Raw genomic sequence first — 18,236 nt, 5'->3', positions numbered from 1 at the left:
CGCGGCACCCCGCGACCGGCCGCGCACCACGGTGGCGCCGGACGTCATGCCGCCGGTGCCCGCTCCGCGACCAGGACCCGGATCCAGTCGGCGACCGGCGTCGCCGCCCGGTCCTGCACCAGCGAGAGGAACACCGTCGGCAGCACCCCACGCCGCGCCGCCGCGTCCCGGTCCATCACCGACAGGTCGGCGCCGACCAGCGGCGCGAGGTCCGTCTTGTTGATGACCAGCAGGTCCGCGGCGGTAACGCCCGGCCCGCCCTTGCGCGGCACCTTGTCGCCGCCGGCCACGTCCACCACGAAGATCTGCCGGTCGATCAGCCCCTTGCTGAACGTCGCGGTCAGGTTGTCCCCGCCGCTCTCCACCAGCACCAGGTCCAGCGGCCCGAGGCTCGCCTCCAGGTCCTCGACCGCGTCCAGGTTCGCGGAGATGTCGTCGCGGATCGCCGTGTGCGGGCAGCAGCCGGTCTCGACCGCGCGGATCCGCTCGGCCGGCAGCACGCCGTTGCGGAGCAGGAAGTCCGCGTCCTCGGTGGTGTAGATGTCGTTCGTCACGACGGCCAGCCGCAGCTCGTCGCCGAGCGCCCGGCACAGCGCCGCGACCAGCGCGGTCTTGCCGGAACCGACCGGCCCGCCGATGCCGACCCGCAGGGCCCGCGGCGTGGCCGGCAGCGCCGCGTGCGGGTCGACGCCGGGCTCCGGGTGGGTGTGCGGGACCTCGTCGGGGCCGTGTTCGTGCGGTTCAGGACGCAAAGAGACGCACCTCCCAGTTGGCGTGTAGCTCGGCGCCGATGTCGAGCAGTGGAGCGCCCGCGGCCGGCAGTTCGTCGACCGGGTCGTGCGCCCGGGCCGCGGCGTCGGCCGCGATCCGGTCGATGTCGGCGGCCAGTCGCGCGAGCAGCGCGTGCACCGCATACGGATCGAGGCCGAGCAGCCGGACCGCCGCGCTCGCCGGGCCGGTCACCGCGCCGTGCGCGGCCGCGACCGCGGCCTGCGGTGGCCCGAGCCCGGCCGCGGCGGCCACCGCGCCGAGCGCCACCGGATGATGCGGCTCCCGCCCGAGCACGGGCATGGACCACATCGCGCGCCCCGCGCGCAGCAGCGCGCGCCCCTGCGCCCGCGAGGCCTTCCGCAACGCGGGCGACGGCGTCCGCGCGTCGAGACCCAAATCAAGATCAAACCATTCCCCCGTACGCGCACAGGCGCCGGCGGCGAAGGCAGCTGACACCCGGCCCGTGGTTTCCAGCCGGCCGCGCAGGAATCCGCCCAGGTCCGCGACATCGCGCACCCGCCCGGCCGCCACGGCCGCCTCGAGCCCGCCGGAGTGCGCGTGCCCGCCCGCCGGCAACCGCCCGTCCGCCAGCACCAGCAACGTCGCCAGACTCATACCGACGCCCTCAGCCCGGCCGTCGCGCAATGTGCGGGTGGGTGCATCAGAACAGGAAGTAGCGCTGGGCCATGGGGAGTTCGGTCACCGGGTCCGGCTCGACGACCTCGCCGTCGATGCGGACCGTGAACGTGTCCGGCTCCACCTCGATGCGGGGCAGCGCGTCGTTGCGCGGCATGTCCGCCTTGGACACCGAGCGCGTGTCCGAGACCGGCACCAGCGCCCGCTTGACGCCGATCCGGTCGCCCAGCATGGCGTCGATCGCGGCCGGGGCGACGAACGCCACCGACGTCTCCGCCGGCACCGAGCCGTACGCGCCGAACATCGGGCGGGGCAGCATCGGCTGCGGGGTGGGTATCGAGGCGTTCGCGTCGCCCATCTGCGCCGAGGCGATCATGCCGCCCTTGATCACCAGGGCCGGGCGGACGCCGAAGAAGGCCGGGTCCCAGAGGACCAGGTCGGCCAGCTTGCCGGGCTCGACCGAGCCGACCTGCTCCGCGAGGCCGTGCGCGACGGCGGGGCAGATCGTGTACTTGGCCACGTACCGCTTCGCGCGCTCGTTGTCCGCACGCCCGTCTCCCGGCAGGCTGCCGCGGCGGGCCTTCATCACGTGCGCGGTCTGCCAGGTGCGGATGACCACCTCGCCGACGCGGCCCATCGCCTGGGAGTCCGAGCCGATCATCGAGATCGCGCCGAGGTCGTGCAGCAGGTCCTCGGCCGCCATCGTGGACGGCCGGATCCGGCTCTCCGCGAACGCCAGGTCCTCGGGGACCGCCGGGTTCAGGTGGTGGCAGACCATCAGCATGTCGAGGTGCTCGCTGAGGGTGTTGCGGGTGTACGGCCGGGTCGGGTTCGTCGAGGACGGCAACACGAACGGGAGCGAGGCGACCGTGATGATGTCCGGCGCGTGCCCGCCGCCGGCACCCTCGGTGTGGTAGGCGTGAATCGACCGTCCCGCGATCGCCCGCACCGTCTCCTCGACGAAGCCGGCCTCGTTGAGGGTGTCCGTGTGGATGGCGACCTGCACGCCGGAGGCGTCGGCGACCCGCAGCGCCGCGTCGATGACCGCGGGTGTCGTGCCCCAGTCCTCGTGCAGCTTGAAGCCGCCCGCGCCGCCGCGCAGCTGCTCCCACATGGACTCCTGCGACATCGTGTTGCCCTTGCCGAGCAGCAGCACGTTGACCGGGCGCTGGTCCATCGACTCGAGCATCCGGGCCAGGTGCCAGGCGTTCGGGGTGACCGTGGTGGCCTTGGTCCCCTCGGCCGGGCCGGTGCCGCCGCCGATGATCGTGGTGATGCCGGTGGCGAGCGCGGTGTCCAGGATGGTCGGGCTGATCAGGTGCACGTGGCTGTCGATAGCGCCCGCGGTCAGGATCCGGCCGTTGCCGGCGATGATCTCGGTGCCCGGGCCGATCACGAGGCCGGGGTGCACCCCGTCCATGATGTCGGGGTTGCCGGCCTTGCCGAGCGCCACGATCCGGCCGTCGCGGATGCCGATGTCGGCCTTGACGATGCCCCAGTGGTCGAGCACCACCGCGCCGGTGATCACCGTGTCCGGGGTGCCCTCGGCGCGGGTGGCGCGGGACTGGCCCATGGACTCGCGGATGACCTTGCCGCCGCCGAAGACGACCTCGTCGCCGGGGTTCGGTCCGGCGCTGCGGTCCTCCTCGATCTCGATCAGCAGGTTGGTGTCGGCGAGCCGGATCCGGTCGCCGGCGGTGGGGCCGTAGAGGGCGGCGTACCGGTCGCGGCCGAGGGCGGTCATCGCGGGCTGCCGTTCGACGGCGGTTCTTCGCCGGTCTCGCCGGCCTGCGTGTCGCCGGCCGCCGGCTCGGCGGCCGGGTCGAGGGGACCGCCGGCCAGGCCGCGCAGGCCGGGCACGATCCGGTTGCCGGCCAGCGGCACCAGGTCGACGTCGCGGGGCAGCCCCGGCTCGAAGCGCACCGAGGTGCCGGCGGGCACGGCCAGCCGGTGCCCCCAGGCGGCCTCCCGGTCGAAGTCGAGCGCCGCGTTGGACTCGGCGAAGTGGTAGTGCGAGCCGACCTGAACGGGCCGGTCGCCGGTGTTGCGCACGATCAGCGAGAGCACCGGCCGCCCGGCGTTGATCGTGATGTCGCCGTCGCCGGCGATGACCTCCCCGGGCACGGTCATGAGATCGGCCCGTGCACGGTGACCAGCTTGGTGCCGTCCGGGAAGGTGGCCTCGACCTGCACCTCGCCGAGCATCTCCGGCACGCCGTCCATGACGTCCGCGCGGGTGAGCACGCGGCGCCCGGCGTCCATCAGCTCGGCGACCGTCAGCCCGTCGCGGGCGCCCTCGAGCAGGAAGGCGGTGATGATCGCGGTCGCCTCGGGATGGTTGAGGCGCAGGCCCCGCTCGCGCCGTCGCCGCGCCACGTCGGCCGCAACGTGGATGAGCAGGCGTTCCTGCTCGTGCTGGCTGAGGAACAAGCGAACCTCCTTGATCGCGTCCGATGCTCGCAGCTCGACGTTTCCGGCGTGTTACCCCCGGTTCAGCCGGTGTAGAGCACGGCGTCGATCTCGATGTCGAACCCGACCAGCGGCACCGGCAGCGTGGTGCGCACCGGCAGGTGCTCGCCCTTGATGTACTGCGGGTAGATCTCGTTGAGCTCGGCGAAGTCGGCGAAGTCGCGCAGGTAGACGCCGACCCGGACGGCCTGGTCGAGGCTGCTGCCCGCGGCCTGCGCCACGGCCGCCAGGTTGCGGAACGCGGCGTGCGCCTGGTCGGCGAAGCTGCCCGTCACCCAGCTGCCGTCCGGCCGGGCCGGCACGGCGCCGGCCAGATAGATCGTGTCGCCGGCGACGACGGCGTGCGAGTACGGGCCGCCGGCGGGCGCGGCCTGGTCGGTGACGATGGCGCGCTTGGGCATCATGGGCTCCTGGTGGGTCGGGAAAACTGTTCGGCGAGTCCGTCCGCGCCGACCAGCGGCGCGGTGAGCAGGGCGCGCACGTCGCGTTCGCGCCGGTCCAGGGCGGCGCGCTGGGCGGGCGTGAGCGGCACCCACGGCGCCGCCGGTGCCGGCAGCCGCGGCACGAGGCGCCGGCCCGCCACGTAGGTCGCCTCGTTGACCAGCCGCAGTGGTGCGTGCCGGACCTGGCGGTGCGCGTCGACGACCTCGAACGGCCCCTCCTCGATCCGGAACACCGCGAGGTCGGCGGGCGCGCCGACGTCCAGGGTGCCGCCGGGCAGGCGCAGGGCGCGGGCCGCGGCCGACGTCGCGGCGGTGATGACCTCGGTCAGCGGCAGGCCGGCGGCGAGCAGCTTGGCCATCGTCGTCGGCAGGTCGAACGCCGGGCCGTGCACCGAGCGGGCGTGCAGGTCGGTGGAGACCGTGTCCGGCGCCAGCCCGGTCGCGATCTGCCGCTCCAGCACGTCGAAGGCGAACCCGCCCGAGCCGTGCCCGATGTCGAGCAGCACCCCCCGCTCGCGGGCCGCGTGCACGGCGGGGCCCAGCGGCGCCGCGATGCCGCTGGCGCAGTGCGTCACGATGTCGCCGGGGCGCAGCAGGTCGAGGACCTCGTCGAGCCCGGGCGGGGCGGTACCGATGTGGACCATGACCGGGATGCCGCAGGCGTCGCCGACCGCGACGCCGCGGCGCAGCGGCTCGACGCCGTTCGCGCCGACGGTCTCGCGGTCGATGCGGACCTTGATCCCGCGGATCAGCTCGCGGTGCGCCAGCACCGTCTCGATCGCCAGGCCGGCGTCGCAGGCGGCCAGGTCGCGGCTCTCGCCGGTGCGCCCGGCGAGGCCGACCGCGGAGATGTTGAGCAGCACCGGCACCCGCACGTCCGCGCCGGCGACGGCCCGGCGCAGGCCGCCCAGGGTGTACGCGCCGGCCGACCCGGCGTCGACCCAGGTGGTGACGCCGGAGTACCAGGCGATCGGGTCGGGATCGATGCCCCAGTAGCCGGGCCCGACGTGGGTGTGCAGGTCGATGAGGCCGGGCGTGACCAGCAGCCCGGCGACGTCGACCACGGCGTGCGCGTCGCGGGCCAGCCCGGCGCCGACCGCCGCGATCCGGCCGCCGGTGACGGCGAGGTCGGCCCGGCCCGCGCCGAAGACGTCGCCGCCGGCCAGCAGCAGGTCGTAGGTCATGTACCGGCCGAGCCTCCGTTTCGCGCAATAGGTCCGTAGTAGCGTGCGCGAGAGGCTCCATCGTGGTCAAGCCTGAGGGGAACGACATGACCGTCAACATCCCGGACGAGCTCATCGACTGGCGGGCCAAGGGCTTCTGGCTGCCCTCGGGCGGGGTGACGGTGCGTGACTTCGCCGCGGCCCGGCACGCGCTCTTCGACGGTTCCTTCACCTGGCCGCTGCTGGTGGTCCGGGATTCGGCGGTACGGGCGAACGTCGCGACGATGGCCGCGTACGCGGCCCGGCACGGGTTCTCCTTCGCGCCGCACGCCAAGACGACGATGGCGCCGACGCTGCTGGAGGCGCAGCTGGCGGCGGGTGCGTGGGCGCTGACCGTGGCGACGGCGAGCCAGGCCCTGGTGCTGCGCCGGCTCGGCGTACCGCGGGTGCTGATCGCCAACGAGGTGCTCGACGCCACCGCGCTGCGCTGGCTGGCGGCCGAGTCGGCCCGGGGCTGGGAGGTGTTCGTGCAGGTCGACTCGGTGGCGGCGGTCGAGGCCGTCGCGGCCGCGGGTGGGCTGCCGGTGCTGGTCGAGCTGGGACACCCGGGCGGGCGCACCGGCTGCCGTACGGTCGAGGAGGCGCTGACCGTGGCCCGCGCGGCCGCCGCGGCGCCCGGGGTCGTGCCGGCCGGGGTCACCGCCTACGAGGGCGCGCTGCCGGACGCCGCCGCGGTCGACGACTTCCTGGCCACGCTGGTCGCGGCGGCGCGGGCGATGGCCGGCCTGCTGCCCGCCGAGGCGATCGTCTCGGCCGGCGGCAGCGCCTGGTTCGACCGCGTGATCAAGGCCCTGGAGGGCCAGTGGCTCGACGGGCACCGGGTCCGGGCGGTGCTGCGCAGCGGCGCCTCGGTCACCCACGACGACGGCTTCTACTCCGAGCGGACCCCGTTCAACCGGGAGCCGGGGGAGGGCGCGCTCGCCGCGGCGCTGGAGCTGTGGGCGCAGGTGCTGTCCACGCCGGAGCCCGGGCTGGCGATCGTCGGGATGGGCAAGCGGGACGTGCCGTTCGACGAGGGCCTGCCGACGGCCGACGGGTACACCGTGACCCGGCTCAACGACCACCACGCGTACGTGACCGGCGGCGCGCCGGCCGTCGGCGACCTCATCCGGTTCGGGCTGTCGCACCCCTGCACCGCGTTCGACAAGTGGCGTTTCATCCCGGTCGTGGACGACGCGGACGTGGTCGTCGACGTGCTGCACACCTACCTGTGATCCCACGTCCAGCGTCGGTCGTGCGCCGGGATGGCGGGTTCGCGCTGCCCGGCGCGGCGCCGCTGTTCGCCGAGCCGGGGCTGGAGGGCGTCGCGGCCTGGCTGCGCGGCCAGATCCCGGCCGGCGGCATCGGTCTGCGGCTCGCCGCCGACCTGCCGCCGGAGGGCTACGTCCTGGACGTCGGCCGGCGGGGCGTCGACATCCGGGGCGGCTCGCCGGCCGGGGTGTTCTACGGCGCGCAGACGCTGCGGCAGCTGCTGCCCGCGGCCGCGCTGGGCGCCCGGACCGGCGACGGCCCGCTGGTGGTGCCGGCGGTCCGGATCGAGGACGCGCCGCGGTTCGCCTGGCGCGGGGTGCTGCTCGACGTGGCCCGGCACTTCATGCCGGTCGCCGGGGTGCTGCGCTTCATCGACCTGGCCGCGTTCCACAAGCTGAACGTGCTGCACCTGCACCTGACCGACGACCAGGGCTGGCGGGTCGAGGTGCCCGGCCGGCCGCGGCTCACCGAGGTCGGCGCCTGGCGCGCGGCGACGATGCTGGGCTCGCGGCAGCACGGCCGGTACGACCCGAGCCCGCACGGCGGTTTCTACACCACCGACGACCTGCGCCGGATCGTCGCGTACGCGGCCGAGCGGCACGTCACCGTGGTGCCCGAGATCGACATGCCCGGGCACATGCAGGCCGCCATCGCCGCGTACCCGGAGCTGGGCAGCGGCCCGGCCCGCGAGGTCCGCACGTCCTGGGGTGTCTCGCCGCACGTGCTGAACCTGCGCGACGAGACGCTCGACTTCTGCCGCGAGGTCCTCGACCACGTCTGCACGATCTTCGACAGCGAGCTGATCGGCATCGGCGGCGACGAGTGCCCGACCGTCGAGTGGGACACCCCGGACGCCCGCGAGCGGATCGCCGCGGCGGGTCTGTCCGGGCCGGAGAGCCTGCAGGCCTGGTTCACCGCCCGGATGGCCGAGCACCTGGCGCTGCGCGGCCGCCGGGTGTTCGGCTGGGACGAGATCCTCGCGGGCGGCGCGCCCGCCGGCGCCACCATCGCCGCCTGGCGCGGCGCCGAGCCGGCCGTGCTCGCCGCCCGGTCCGGCCACGACGTGGTGTCCTGCCCGGACACCTCGGTCTACCTCGACTACCGCCAGTCCGACGACTCGGGCGAGCCGACACCGGTCGGCACCCTGCTGACCGTCGCCGACGTGTACGCGTTCGAGCCGGTACCGGCCGGCCTGACGGCGGCGGAGCAGCGCCGGATCATCGGCGCGCAGGCGAACGTCTGGACCGAGCACATGGAGTCGCCGCGCCGCGTCGACTACCAGACCTACCCACGGCTGTGCGCGTTCGCCGAGGCGACCTGGTGCCCGGCCGGGCGCGATCTCGCGGACTTCCACGCCCGGCTGGGCTCGCATCTGAGGCGCCTCGACGCGCTCGGCGTCAACTACCGGCCGCCCTCGGGGCCGCGTCCCGGCGACGCCCGCCCGGGCGCGCCGGGCCACCCCCGGGACCTGGCCGACCGGCTCGCCGAGGTGCGCGCGATGACGGCTGACCTGCGCCGCCCTTGACGCCGGGAGCGGGCGCCTGATCGGATGATCGGCAGCGTCGCAGTGCGCCCGGCGACCCGCCGCGGGCATGGAGGCGCCGGACCGTTGGACCGATGTGCCCGAGACCTCCGGCGAGTACGCCCGCCTCCTGGCGTACGGAAATCAACTGATCGAGATTCACGTAGATCTGCGCGACCGGCTGGCCGACCTGCGCGAGGGTGTCGTCGCGGAGCGCGACCTCGGCGTGCACTGCCTGGCCTTCTGCGCCGCGGTGACCCGCCACCACACCGGCGAGGACACCACGGTGTTCCCCGAGCTCGAGCGGCGCCATCCCGAGCTGCGGGAGTTCCTGGCCGGGCTGGTCCGGGACCATCAGGTGATCTCCGGCCTGCTCGCCGGCGTGAGCGCGGCGGCGGCCCGGCTGCGCGGCGAGGACGACCGCGAACGGGTGACCTGGATCCGGCGCGAGCTGGACGGGCTAGCGGCGATCCTGGAGACCCACTTCATCGGCGAGGAGAAGCGGCTCGTCGCCGTCCTGAACGCCATCGACCCGTCCGTGGGATTGACCGGTCTCACCGGGTAGAACGTACAGTTTCGACAGCACTCAGTGCTTTTGGGATAGTTCTCCGTGACCAGGTGGGGGTCCGTGTGCGTGCTTCGCAACTACGCGACCAGACGCTCAAGCGCCAGCGGGAGCTGGCCGCCCGGCACGCGGTGCTGAGCCGCCTCACGCCGGAGCAGGAGCGCCACGCCGACCAGCTCGTCCGGGTCTTCGACGCGACGAACGACCTCATCGCGGTGCTCGACCGGGTCGACGCCCGGGTGGCCCGGCGCCGGATGCTGGCGGCCGTCGCGCTGCTCGTCCTGGTCGTCCTGGCCGCCGCCGCGGTCGCGGCCGGCTACCTGCCCGAGTACGCGCTGATCGGCGCGCTGGCGCTGCTCGTCGCGGCGGTCGTCGTCTGGATCGGCGCCCGCGGCCGCGCGCCCGGTGACCCGGGGGAGGCGCCGCGTGAGCAATCTTGACGAGCAGACCGATCTGGCCCGGGTCGCGGACGGGCTGCGCAACGAGTTCCGTCGCCGGATCGGCGTGCTGCGCGGCCAGCTGATCGAGCAGATCGACCAGGTCGGCAAGGCCGCCGAGCAGCGGGCCCGGGAGCTGGACGCCCGCATCGACGCCAGCGACGTGCGGCTGGGCGAGCTGCGCGGCGCCCGCCAGGCGATCGCCCGGCTCAGCGGCGAGATCCATCTGATCGAGGGGCGGCTGCGCCTCGAGCACGGCGTCCTGCCGGTCGAGCTGGACGAGATCTCGCCCGTCCTCGAGCCGCTGGTCGACGTGGTGCGCGAGGCCGAGGACATCCGATGCACCATCCTGGACGACGAGATCCGCGCGGCGCACGGTGCGCGGGTCACCGCGTACGAGGAGCTGGAACGCGGCGCGGAGGAGACCCGGGAGCGGGCGCTGGACGCCAGCCGGGCGCTGGCCGGCGGGCGGGCCCGCGGCCGCGCCTTCCGCCGGGCCGCGGCCGCGTACCGGCGCGAGCGTGAGCTGATGCGCGCGCAGGCCGAGGAGCTGCGCGCCACCCTGGAGGGCGTCGAGGCCGCCCGGGTCGCGCTGGCCGAGGACGCCCGGCGGGAGCAGACCTACCGGGCGCACCGCGGCACGGCGGTGGCCGAGGAGCTCGCGGTGCACGTCCAGGACCGCATCGACGCCGCGGTGCAGACGCACGCGCTGTTCCCGGCCTGGTTCACGATCACCGAGCTCGGCCATCGGCCGCCGGCCGCCCGGACCCTGCAGTGGCGGATGGTGGCGACCCAGGTCGTGCTCTACCGGATGACCTACCGGGTCACGCACCCGGTGCTGGCGCTCGGCCCGCCGCCGGAGGACGGCCGCCACGCCGAACGCCACGCCGCCATCCTCGCGGCGCTGGCCCTGCTCCGGGAGTGAGCCACCCTAGTCACTTTTTTTACTATGCATTTCTTTGTATATTGGCTCCGCTGTGTTCCCGGGGACGGCCGCCGGGAAGCAGGACGGAGGAGCCCGATGACGAGCGACAGGTACCCCACGCTGCTCAGCCCGCTGGACCTGGGCCACACGGTGCTGCGCAACCGGGTGGTGATGGGCTCCATGCACACCAAGCTCGAGGACCGGGAGCGGGACCTGCCCAAGCTGGCGGCCTTCTTCGCCGAGCGGGCCCGCGGCGGCGTCGCCCTGATGGTGACCGGCGGCTACGCGCCGACCTGGCGCGGTTGGCTCGCGCCGTTCGGCAGCCGGATGACCCGGGAACGCCACGCCGCCGCGCACCGCGTCGTGACCGACGCCGTCCACGAGCACGACGGCAAGATCCTCCTGCAGCTGCTGCACGCCGGCCGCTACTCGTACCACCCGTTCAGCCTGGGCGCGTCGGGCCGCAAGTCGCCGATCACGCCGTTCCGGCCGCGGGCGATGACGACCCGGCAGGTCGACCGGACCGCCACCGCGTTCGCCCGCGCCGCGGCCCTGGCGCGCCGCGGCGGCTACGACGGCGTGGAGATCATGGGCTCGGAGGGGTACCTGATCAATCAGTTCCTCGCCGCCCGCACCAACGACCGGACCGACGCCTGGGGCGGCACGGCGGCCAAGCGGATGCGGTTCCCCCTCGAGATCGTCCGGCGCACCCGGGAGCTGGTCGGCGACGACTTCATCGTCCAGTACCGGATCAGCCTGCTCGACCTGGTCGACAACGCCCAGTCCTGGGAGGAGACCGTCGAGCTCGCGCGGGGGCTGCAGGACGCCGGCGTGTCGATCCTGAACACCGGTATCGGCTGGCACGAGGCCCGAGTGCCGACGATCGTCACCTCGGTGCCCGCCGCGGCGTTCTCCTGGGTCACCGGGAAGCTGCGCAAGGAGGTGTCGATACCGGTCGTCGCGTCCAACCGGATCAACCGCCCGGAGGCCGCCGAGCAGGTGCTCGCCGCCGGCGACGCCGACCTGGTCTCGATGGCCCGCCCGCTGCTGGCCGACCCGGAGTGGGTCGCCAAGACCGCGCAGAGCCGCGAGCGCGAGATCATCACCTGCATCGCCTGCAACCAGGCCTGCCTGGACCACACCTTCCGCAACCAGCGGGCCACCTGCCTGCTGAACCCGCGCTCCGGTTACGAGACCGAGCTGAACCTGCTGCCCACCCGTACGGTCAAGCGGGTCGCCGTCGTCGGCGCGGGCCCGGCCGGGCTCGCCGCCGCGATCGAGCTGGCGGGCCGCGGACACCGGGTCGAGCTCTTCGAGGCCGAGGACACCATCGGCGGCCAGTTCCGGCTCGCCGCCCGGATACCCGGCAAGGAGGAGTTCGCCCGCACCCTCGACTACTACCGCCACATGATCGACGTCCGCGGCGTGACGCTGCACCTCTCCACCCGGGCGACGGTGGCCGAGCTGGCCGGCTTCGACGAGGTCGTCGTCGCCACCGGCGTACGCCCGCACGTGCCGGACATCCCCGGCGCCGACCACCCGAAGGTGCTCACCTACCAGCAGCTGATCGGCGGCGACGCGACCGCGGGGGACCGGGTCGCGATCATCGGGGCCGGCGGCATCGGCTTCGACGCCGCCGAGTTCCTGATCCACGAGCCGAACGAGCCGCTCGAGGACTGGATGCGCCGCTGGGGCGTCACCGACCCGCAGACCGCGCCCGGCGGCCTGACCACCAAGGTGAAGGCGCCGCCCCGCCGGGAGGTGCACCTGCTCCAGCGTAAGGAGAGCGCGCTCGGCAAGGGCCTCGGCAAGACCACCGGGTGGGTGCACCGTGCCACGCTGCAGGACGCCGGCGTCACCATGCTGCGGGCGGTGGAGTACCTGGGCATCGACGACGACGGGCTGCACATCTCCGTGCCCGCCGACCCGCGCGACCCCAAGTCACCCCGCGAGCGCCGGGTGCTCGACGTGGACACGGTGGTGCTCTGCGCCGGGCAGACCTCCGTGCGCGACCTCGTCGCCCCGCTCGAGGAGCGCGGCGTGCGGGTGCACGTCATCGGCGGCGCCGACGTCGCCGCCGAGCTCGACGCCAAGCGCGCGATCAAACAGGCGACCGAGCTCGCCGCCCGCCTCTGACCTAGGGAACCGAACCATGACGAAGCCCGTGACCAAGTACGTGAGCACCCGGGTCGAGAACGGCATAGCGCACGTGCGCCTCGACCGCCCGGACAAGCTCAACGCGCTGACCCTGGACACCCTGGACGATCTGATCAGTACCGCGCGCTGGCTGCGCCGCGACCGCACGCTGCGCGCCGTCGTGATCGCCGGCGAGGGCGCGTCGTTCACCTCCGGCCTGGACATCGCCGGCGCGCTGCGCACCCCCGGCCGCGTCGCGCGGGCGTTCGTGCCGGCGCCGTGGCGCGGCACCAACCGCTTCCAGGAGGCCTGCTGGGCCTGGCGGCGCATCCCCGTGCCGGTCATCGCGGCCGTGCACGGCCACTGCTACGGCGGCGGCGTCCAGATCGCCCTCGCCGCGGACCTGCGGTTCGCGACGCCCGACTCGAAGTGGTCGGTGCTGGAGGGCAAGTGGGGCATCATCCCCGACATGACCGGCATCCGCAGCCTCACCGAGGTGGTCGGCCTCGACGTCGCGAAGCGGCTCACCATGACCGCCGAGCAGATCTCCGGCGCCGAGGCGCAGCGCATCGGCCTGGTCACCGAGGTGCACGACGATCCGGTACGGGCGGCGACCGACTTCGCCGAGTCGCTGCTCACCAGGTCGCCGGACGCGATCGCCGCGGCCAAGCGCCTGATCGACGGCGCGCTGACCAGCAGCGCCCGCCGCACCTTCGCCCGGGAGCGGTGGGCGCAGCTGCGGCTGCTGCGCCTGGAGAACACCGGCGTGCTGCGGCGTGCCGCGCAGACCAAGACCACGCCCGAGTTCAAGCCCCGGGCCCGGTGAGCGAGGTCCGTAGGATGCGACCGTGGCACTGAGAAACGCGTTGCTGGTTGCCCTGATCGACCGCGAATCGTCGGGGTACGACCTCGCGAAGAAGTTCAGTGTCTCGGTCGCCAACTTCTGGACCGCGACGCCGCAGCAGCTCTACCGCGAGCTCGAGAAGATGGAGGCGGCGGGCCTGCTGTCGGCGCGCGTGGTCAAACAGGACAAGCGCCCCGACAAGCGGCTCTTCTCGGTCACCGAGGCGGGGCGGGCCGCCCTCCGCGAGTTCACCCGGCGGAAACCGAAGCCGACCACCGTCCGGGACGAGCTCCTCGTACAGGTGGAGGCGCTGGCGCACGCCGACGTCGCCTGCGTCCGGACCTCGATCCGGTCACACGTCGAGTCCAGCGGCCGGCGGCTGGCCGCCTACGAACACAGCCTCGCCGAGATCCTGGGCAGCCGCACCGAGGACGAGTTCCTCGCCACCGGCAGCCGGATCGGCCCCTACCTGACGCTGCACCGCGGCATCAGCTTCGAGCGGGAGAACATCGCCTGGGGGCGCCGCGCGCTGGACATCCTCGCGCGGCGCTACCCCGATCCCACGCCCGGGTGACCTCCCGATTCGGGGGATGGGCCGCGGCCGGTTCGCGATCTTAGAGTGCTTCCATGCCGGTCTGCGGTGTTCTGCGCCCGATGGTGTGAGCGCACCCCTCGTCGCCATGTGAGCGGAGCCGTGCCATGTCCGTATTCCGTGCCGCCAACTCCACCACCTCCTGGCCGGCCTCGGCCGACCCGTACGAGGACGGCCCGACCGAACGCCTCGCCTCGGCCGACTGGGACGGCCCGGCCGAGCCGCCGCCGCGCCGCGGCGTCGTCTTCGCCGTGCTGCTGGCGATGCTCGCGCTGCTCGTCTCCGCCGGGGCGGTGCTGATCGCCTGGCGGGCGCTGGGCCGGGCCGAGGAGGCCTTCCGCCGCGCGCCGGCACCGGTCGCCGGGTACTCCGGCGAGCGGCTGCTCATCCAGGCCGGGTGCGGCACGACCACCTTCGTCGACCTGGACGAGCCGCGGGTCGGCGTGCCCGCGGCGGCCGGCGACCTGCGCTATCAGAGCTTCTGCGAGAAGGGCGCGGCGCCGCGGCTGGCGCTGGGGCCGGGCGCGGCGACCGGCGGCCCGCCGAAGGACGGCTGCGCCGGCGTGAGCGCGCTGGGTGCCACGGCCGTCCCCGCGCAGAAGGGCCTGGTGCTGTGCGTCCTGACCGGTCCGCCCGCCGCCTCGCCCGGCCCCAGCGCCGCTCCCGGCATCGACGCCGGTGCGGACCGGGCGGGCGCGCTGGTGGTCCGGGTCGAGGTCATCGACGTGACCGCCGACGGCACGGCGAACCTGCGGGCAACCTCGTGGGCCGTGCGGTGAGCGCGGGGCGTAGCTGACACAATGTCGGGTGCGCCCTGTGAAATTCTGTGAGGAGACGTTTCCGTGATCCGTACCCATGACGCCGGTAACCTGCGCGCGAGCCACGCCGGTCAGACGGTGACGCTCGCCGGGTGGGTCGCCCGCCGGCGCGACCACGGAGGCGTCATCTTCGTCGACCTGCGCGACGGCTCCGGCGTCGTGCAGGTGGTCTTCCGCGAGGAGGACGCGCACGCGCTGCGCAACGAGTTCTGCGTGCGGGTCACCGGCGAGGTCACCCAGCGCCCGGACGGCAACGAGAACCCCGAGCTGCCGACCGGCGCCGTCGAGGTCACCGCCGTCGAGCTGGAGGTGCTCTCCGAGGCCGCGCCGCTTCCGCTGCCCGTCGACGACGCGGTCACCGCCTCCGACGACCTGCGGCTCAAGTACCGCTACCTGGACCTGCGCCGCAGCGGCCCGGCCGGCGCGCTGAAGCTGCGCAGCCGGGCCAACCAGATCGCCCGCGAGGTGCTGCACGCCCGCGACTTCAACGAGATCGAGACGCCGACCCTGACCCGGTCGACGCCCGAGGGTGCCCGCGACTTCCTGGTGCCGGTCCGCCTGCAGCCCGGCTCCTGGTACGCCCTGCCGCAGTCGCCGCAGCTGTTCAAGCAGCTGCTCATGGTCGCCGGCATGGAGCGCTACTACCAGATCGCCCGCTGCTACCGCGACGAGGACTTCCGCGCCGACCGGCAGCCGGAGTTCACCCAGCTCGACATCGAGATGTCCTTCGTCACCCAGGACGACGTCATCGAGCTCGGCGAGGAGCTCGTCGTCAAGCTGTGGAGCGAGCTCGCCGGCTACCAGGTGCAGACGCCGATCCCGCGGATCACCTGGACCGACGCGATGAACCGCTACGGCTCCGACAAGCCCGACCTGCGGTACGGCGTCGAGCTGACCGAGCTGACCGAGTACCTGCGCGGCACGTCGTTCCGGGTCTTCGCCGGCGCGATCGACGCCGGCGGCTACGTCGGCGCGGTGGTCATGCCCGGCGGCGCCGCGCAGACCCGCAAGGAGCTCGACGGCTGGCAGGACTGGGCCAAGGCCCGCGGCGCGCGCGGCCTGGCCTACGTGGTGCTCGACGCCGAGACCGGCGAGGCCCGCGGCCCGGTGGCCAAGAACCTGTCCGCCGAGCACCTGGCCGGGCTCGGCGACGCGGTCGGCGCCAAGCCCGGCGACGCCGTCTTCTTCGCGGCGGCCGGCGAGCGGCGCGAGGCGCAGGAGCTGCTCGGCGCGGCCCGCATCGAGATCGCCAAGCGCTCCGGCCTGATCGACGACTCGGCGTGGGCGTTCTGCTGGGTCGTCGACGCGCCCATGTTCGAGAAGACCGACGAGGGCGGCTGGACGGCCGTGCACCACCCCTTCACCTCGCCGAACGCGGACTGGATGGACAACTTCGAGGAGGCGCCGGACCGGGCGCTGGCCTACGCGTACGACATCGTGGTCAACGGCAACGAGATCGGCGGCGGCAGCGTCCGTATCCACCGCGGCGACGTGCAGAGCCGGGTCTTCGACCTGCTCGGCATCTCCGCGGAGGAGGCGCAGGACAAGTTCGGCTTCCTGCTCGAGGCGTTCAAGTACGGCCCGCCGCCGCACGCCGGCATCGCGCTCGGCTGGGACCGCACCTGCATGCTGCTCTCGGGCAACGAGTCGATCCGCGAGGTCATCGCGTTCCCGAAGACCCGCGGCGGCTTCGACCCGCTGACCGGCGCGCCGACCCCGGTCACCGCGCAGCAGCGGCTGGAGGCCGGCATCGACGCCAAGCCGAAGCCCGGCGCCGCGATCCCGGGTACCGACGGCGTCGCCGTGCCGGTGAAGCACACGAACTGAGCCGCGCCGCCGGCATGGAGGAGGACCTGGAGCGGCTGCCGTCCTGGCGGAAGCTGAGCCAGGGGGAGCGGCACTGGCCGTACACCACGGCGATCCTGGCGATGATCGGGTTGCAGGTCGCCCTGCCGGACCGCTACAACCTCGGCGCGTGGTGGGCGCTGCCCGCGATCGAGATCGTCATGATCGCGCTGCTGGTGGCGGCGAACCCGATCCGGCTGGAGCGCCGCACGCCGGCGCTGCGCCGGCTCAGCCTCCTGCTGATCGGGGTCGCCAGCCTCGGCACCGCCTGGTCGGTGTTCGTGCTGGTCGAGGAGCTCGCCACCGGGGAGGGCGCCGGCAGCGCGGCCCGGCTGCTGGGCAGCGGCGCCGCGATCTGGCTGATCAACGTGCTGACGTTCGCGGTCTGGTACTGGGAGCTGGACCGGGGCGGCGCGCCGGCGCGGGCGGCCGGCACCGACCGCTACCCGGACTTCCTCTTCCCGCAGATGACCTCGCCCGGCATGGTGGCGCCGCACTGGCGGCCGCAGTTCGCCGACTATCTGTACCTGGCGTTCACCAACGCGACCGCGTTCAGCCCGACCGACACGATGCCGCTCTCGCGCTGGGCGAAGCTGACGATGATGCTGGAGGCGGCGATCTCGCTGGTCACGGCCGCCCTGGTGATCGCGAAGGCGGTCAACGCCCTGGGCTGATGCGGCGCATCGCGGGCTGCGCGGTGCGCCGGAATCCGAGCGCGGCGTACAGCGGTTCGCCTTCCGGGGAGGCGCGCAGGTCCACCGCGGCGACGCCGCGCCGGCCGTACCAGCTCAGCAGCGCGCCCATGCAGGCCCGCGAGTATCCGCGGCGGCGGTATTCCGGATCGGTCGCGACGTTGTAGACGTAGCCGCGAAGCCCGGTCGGGTCGTTCGGGCCCGGCAGTCGTTCGTCGATCGCACCCACCGCGCAGGCCGCGAGGCCCGAGCCGTCCGGCCGGTCCACGACGAACGCGGCCACGAGGTCGGCCGGGTCGCTTAGTTGGCGGCGCAGGATGTCGGCGCCCGGCGCCAGCCAGGGCCCGGTCGCCTCCAGCATCACGGTGCGCAGGCGGATGAGTTCGGCGGCGTCCTCGACGCCGGCCCGGCGGGTATCGACCATGATCAAATCATTGCACAGGATGCTTGCACAACATGTATGCACAAGTAGCATGTGGCCATGGAGCGCACCCTGGTCCGGCTCGACAACAAGCAGATCCAGGTGCTGGCCCACCCGCTGCGTGCCCGTCTGCTCAGCCGGCTGCGGCTCGACGGCGCGGCGACCGCCACGAAGCTGGCCGCGGACCTCGGCACCAACACCGGCGCGACCAGCTACCACCTGCGCCGGCTCGCCGAGGCCGGGCTCGTCGTCGAGGAGCCGGGCGCCGGGCGGGGCCGCGAGCGGTGGTGGCGCTCGGCGCACGACATCAGCAGCTGGCAGCGCGACGCGTTCGCCGGCGACCCGGACGCGCTCGCCGCCTCCGACTGGCTGGACGGCTTCCACCTGCGGCACCTCGTCGACCGGGTCGAGCGCTGGCAGGGCGTCCGGGCCGACGAGCCGCCCGGATGGCGCGCCGCGGCCGGCTTCTCCGACTACCTGCTCAATCTCGGAACCGAGCAGCTCACGGCCCTGTCGGCCGAGCTCGACACGGTCATCGAGAAGTACCGCGCGCTCGGCGGCACCGACCCGGCCCCGGACGCCCGCCAGGTCCTGCTCTACCTCCACGCGGTGCCGCGGGTGGAGTAGTTTGCGCATGACCACCACCG

General features: G+C 73.9%; 20 protein-coding genes. 12 read left to right on the top strand and 8 right to left on the bottom strand.

Translation table 11 applies throughout. The features are described 5' to 3' along the window. Window positions 1–44: 44 nt before the first annotated feature. From ureG to ACIBSW_RS39330, 7 genes are all read right to left on the bottom strand, one after another. Complete coding sequence (ureG, locus tag ACIBSW_RS39360) at window positions 45–752, bottom strand: urease accessory protein UreG (protein ID WP_354721906.1); 708 nt, start codon at window positions 750–752, stop codon at window positions 45–47. Continuing rightward, a complete protein-coding gene (locus tag ACIBSW_RS39355) occupies window positions 742–1,386 on the bottom strand; it encodes an urease accessory UreF family protein (RefSeq protein ID WP_354721905.1) in 645 nt (214 codons plus the stop codon). Before ACIBSW_RS39355 ends, ureG begins: the two co-directional genes overlap by 11 nt. Before the next feature lie 46 nt (window positions 1,387–1,432). Beyond that, window positions 1,433–3,151, bottom strand: coding sequence for an urease subunit alpha (locus ACIBSW_RS39350; RefSeq protein ID WP_354721904.1), 1,719 nt, complete (start codon window positions 3,149–3,151; stop codon window positions 1,433–1,435). Continuing rightward, on the bottom strand, window positions 3,148–3,537 hold the full coding sequence (locus ACIBSW_RS39345; protein ID WP_354721903.1) for an urease subunit beta: 390 nt from the start codon (window positions 3,535–3,537) through the stop codon (window positions 3,148–3,150). Before ACIBSW_RS39345 ends, ACIBSW_RS39350 begins: the two co-directional genes overlap by 4 nt. Further along, window positions 3,534–3,836: an urease subunit gamma gene (locus ACIBSW_RS39340; protein WP_354721902.1), complete on the bottom strand. Its 303-nt coding sequence runs from the start codon at window positions 3,834–3,836 to the stop codon at window positions 3,534–3,536. The genes ACIBSW_RS39345 and ACIBSW_RS39340 overlap by 4 nt, the downstream gene beginning before the upstream one ends. Window positions 3,837–3,898: 62 nt before the next feature. Continuing rightward, window positions 3,899–4,276, bottom strand: coding sequence for a Rid family hydrolase (locus ACIBSW_RS39335; RefSeq protein WP_354721901.1), 378 nt, complete (start codon window positions 4,274–4,276; stop codon window positions 3,899–3,901). After that, window positions 4,276–5,502 (bottom strand): amidohydrolase/deacetylase family metallohydrolase, encoded by a 1,227-nt coding sequence (locus tag ACIBSW_RS39330; protein WP_354721900.1) that lies wholly within the window; start codon window positions 5,500–5,502, stop codon window positions 4,276–4,278. Before ACIBSW_RS39330 ends, ACIBSW_RS39335 begins: the two co-directional genes overlap by 1 nt. Before the next feature lie 86 nt (window positions 5,503–5,588). Here ACIBSW_RS39330 and ACIBSW_RS39325 point away from each other — a divergent pair, with 86 nt between their 5' ends. The 11 genes from ACIBSW_RS39325 to ACIBSW_RS39275 all read left to right on the top strand — a co-directional run bounded on the left by ACIBSW_RS39325 (window position 5,589) and on the right by ACIBSW_RS39275 (window position 17,150). After that, window positions 5,589–6,755, top strand: a complete 1,167-nt coding sequence (locus ACIBSW_RS39325) for an alanine racemase (protein WP_354721899.1) — start codon at window positions 5,589–5,591, stop codon at window positions 6,753–6,755. 20 nt (window positions 6,756–6,775) lie between these two features. Further along, window positions 6,776–8,317, top strand: coding sequence for a beta-N-acetylhexosaminidase (locus ACIBSW_RS39320; RefSeq protein ID WP_354721898.1), 1,542 nt, complete (start codon window positions 6,776–6,778; stop codon window positions 8,315–8,317). 94 nt (window positions 8,318–8,411) lie between these two features. Beyond that, window positions 8,412–8,879 (top strand): hemerythrin domain-containing protein, encoded by a 468-nt coding sequence (locus tag ACIBSW_RS39315; protein WP_354721897.1) that lies wholly within the window; start codon window positions 8,412–8,414, stop codon window positions 8,877–8,879. A 65-nt stretch (window positions 8,880–8,944) separates the two neighbouring features. Further along, window positions 8,945–9,319 (top strand): hypothetical protein, encoded by a 375-nt coding sequence (locus ACIBSW_RS39310; protein ID WP_354721896.1) that lies wholly within the window; start codon window positions 8,945–8,947, stop codon window positions 9,317–9,319. After that, the gene (locus tag ACIBSW_RS39305; RefSeq protein ID WP_354721895.1) at window positions 9,306–10,241 is read left to right on the top strand and encodes a hypothetical protein; all 936 of its coding nucleotides are present in this window, start codon (window positions 9,306–9,308) and stop codon (window positions 10,239–10,241) included. Before ACIBSW_RS39310 ends, ACIBSW_RS39305 begins: the two co-directional genes overlap by 14 nt. Before the next feature lie 96 nt (window positions 10,242–10,337). After that, entirely contained in the window at window positions 10,338–12,377 is a 2,040-nt protein-coding gene (locus tag ACIBSW_RS39300) for an NADPH-dependent 2,4-dienoyl-CoA reductase (protein ID WP_354721894.1), read from the top strand. A gap of 16 nt (window positions 12,378–12,393) precedes the next feature. Then, complete coding sequence (locus ACIBSW_RS39295; RefSeq protein ID WP_354721893.1) at window positions 12,394–13,203, top strand: crotonase/enoyl-CoA hydratase family protein; 810 nt, start codon at window positions 12,394–12,396, stop codon at window positions 13,201–13,203. Window positions 13,204–13,225: 22 nt separating this feature from the next. Next, window positions 13,226–13,795, top strand: coding sequence for a PadR family transcriptional regulator (locus tag ACIBSW_RS39290; protein ID WP_354721892.1), 570 nt, complete (start codon window positions 13,226–13,228; stop codon window positions 13,793–13,795). A 125-nt stretch (window positions 13,796–13,920) separates the two neighbouring features. After that, complete coding sequence (locus tag ACIBSW_RS39285) at window positions 13,921–14,592, top strand: hypothetical protein (RefSeq protein WP_354721891.1); 672 nt, start codon at window positions 13,921–13,923, stop codon at window positions 14,590–14,592. A gap of 63 nt (window positions 14,593–14,655) precedes the next feature. Beyond that, window positions 14,656–16,458, top strand: a complete 1,803-nt coding sequence (aspS, locus tag ACIBSW_RS39280; protein ID WP_354721890.1) for an aspartate--tRNA ligase — start codon at window positions 14,656–14,658, stop codon at window positions 16,456–16,458. A 14-nt stretch (window positions 16,459–16,472) separates the two neighbouring features. Further along, complete coding sequence (locus tag ACIBSW_RS39275; RefSeq protein ID WP_354721889.1) at window positions 16,473–17,150, top strand: hypothetical protein; 678 nt, start codon at window positions 16,473–16,475, stop codon at window positions 17,148–17,150. Here the strand turns inward: ACIBSW_RS39275 and ACIBSW_RS39270 are convergent. Beyond that, window positions 17,134–17,592, bottom strand: a complete 459-nt coding sequence (locus ACIBSW_RS39270; protein WP_354721888.1) for a GNAT family N-acetyltransferase — start codon at window positions 17,590–17,592, stop codon at window positions 17,134–17,136. The genes ACIBSW_RS39275 and ACIBSW_RS39270 overlap by 17 nt on opposite strands. Before the next feature lie 57 nt (window positions 17,593–17,649). Here ACIBSW_RS39270 and ACIBSW_RS39265 point away from each other — a divergent pair, with 57 nt between their 5' ends. Next, the gene (locus ACIBSW_RS39265) at window positions 17,650–18,216 is read left to right on the top strand and encodes a helix-turn-helix domain-containing protein (protein WP_354721887.1); all 567 of its coding nucleotides are present in this window, start codon (window positions 17,650–17,652) and stop codon (window positions 18,214–18,216) included. Window positions 18,217–18,236 lie beyond the last annotated feature (20 nt).

This window comes from Actinoplanes sp. NPDC049668 (assembly GCF_044465445.1).
GTDB lineage: Bacteria > Actinomycetota > Actinomycetes > Mycobacteriales > Micromonosporaceae > Actinoplanes.
This window is presented reverse-complemented; position numbering and strand designations above follow the sequence as displayed.

Excerpts from the sequence above, each read along its gene's own strand:
- ACIBSW_RS39300 (WP_354721894.1), top strand. The coding sequence starts at position 10,338 with ATGACGAGCGACAGGTACCCCACGCTGCTCAGCCCGCTGGACCTGGGC.
- ACIBSW_RS39330 (WP_354721900.1), bottom strand. The coding sequence starts at position 5,502 with ATGACCTACGACCTGCTGCTGGCCGGCGGCGACGTCTTCGGCGCGGGC.
- ACIBSW_RS39345 (WP_354721903.1), bottom strand. The coding sequence starts at position 3,537 with ATGACCGTGCCCGGGGAGGTCATCGCCGGCGACGGCGACATCACGATC.
- ACIBSW_RS39275 (WP_354721889.1), top strand. The coding sequence starts at position 16,473 with ATGGAGGAGGACCTGGAGCGGCTGCCGTCCTGGCGGAAGCTGAGCCAG.
- ACIBSW_RS39270 (WP_354721888.1), bottom strand. The coding sequence starts at position 17,592 with ATGGTCGATACCCGCCGGGCCGGCGTCGAGGACGCCGCCGAACTCATC.
- ACIBSW_RS39350 (WP_354721904.1), bottom strand. The coding sequence starts at position 3,151 with ATGACCGCCCTCGGCCGCGACCGGTACGCCGCCCTCTACGGCCCCACC.
- ACIBSW_RS39325 (WP_354721899.1), top strand. The coding sequence starts at position 5,589 with ATGACCGTCAACATCCCGGACGAGCTCATCGACTGGCGGGCCAAGGGC.
- ACIBSW_RS39355 (WP_354721905.1), bottom strand. The coding sequence starts at position 1,386 with ATGAGTCTGGCGACGTTGCTGGTGCTGGCGGACGGGCGGTTGCCGGCG.
- ACIBSW_RS39265 (WP_354721887.1), top strand. The coding sequence starts at position 17,650 with ATGGAGCGCACCCTGGTCCGGCTCGACAACAAGCAGATCCAGGTGCTG.
- ACIBSW_RS39335 (WP_354721901.1), bottom strand. The coding sequence starts at position 4,276 with ATGCCCAAGCGCGCCATCGTCACCGACCAGGCCGCGCCCGCCGGCGGC.
- ACIBSW_RS39295 (WP_354721893.1), top strand. The coding sequence starts at position 12,394 with ATGACGAAGCCCGTGACCAAGTACGTGAGCACCCGGGTCGAGAACGGC.
- ACIBSW_RS39285 (WP_354721891.1), top strand. The coding sequence starts at position 13,921 with ATGTCCGTATTCCGTGCCGCCAACTCCACCACCTCCTGGCCGGCCTCG.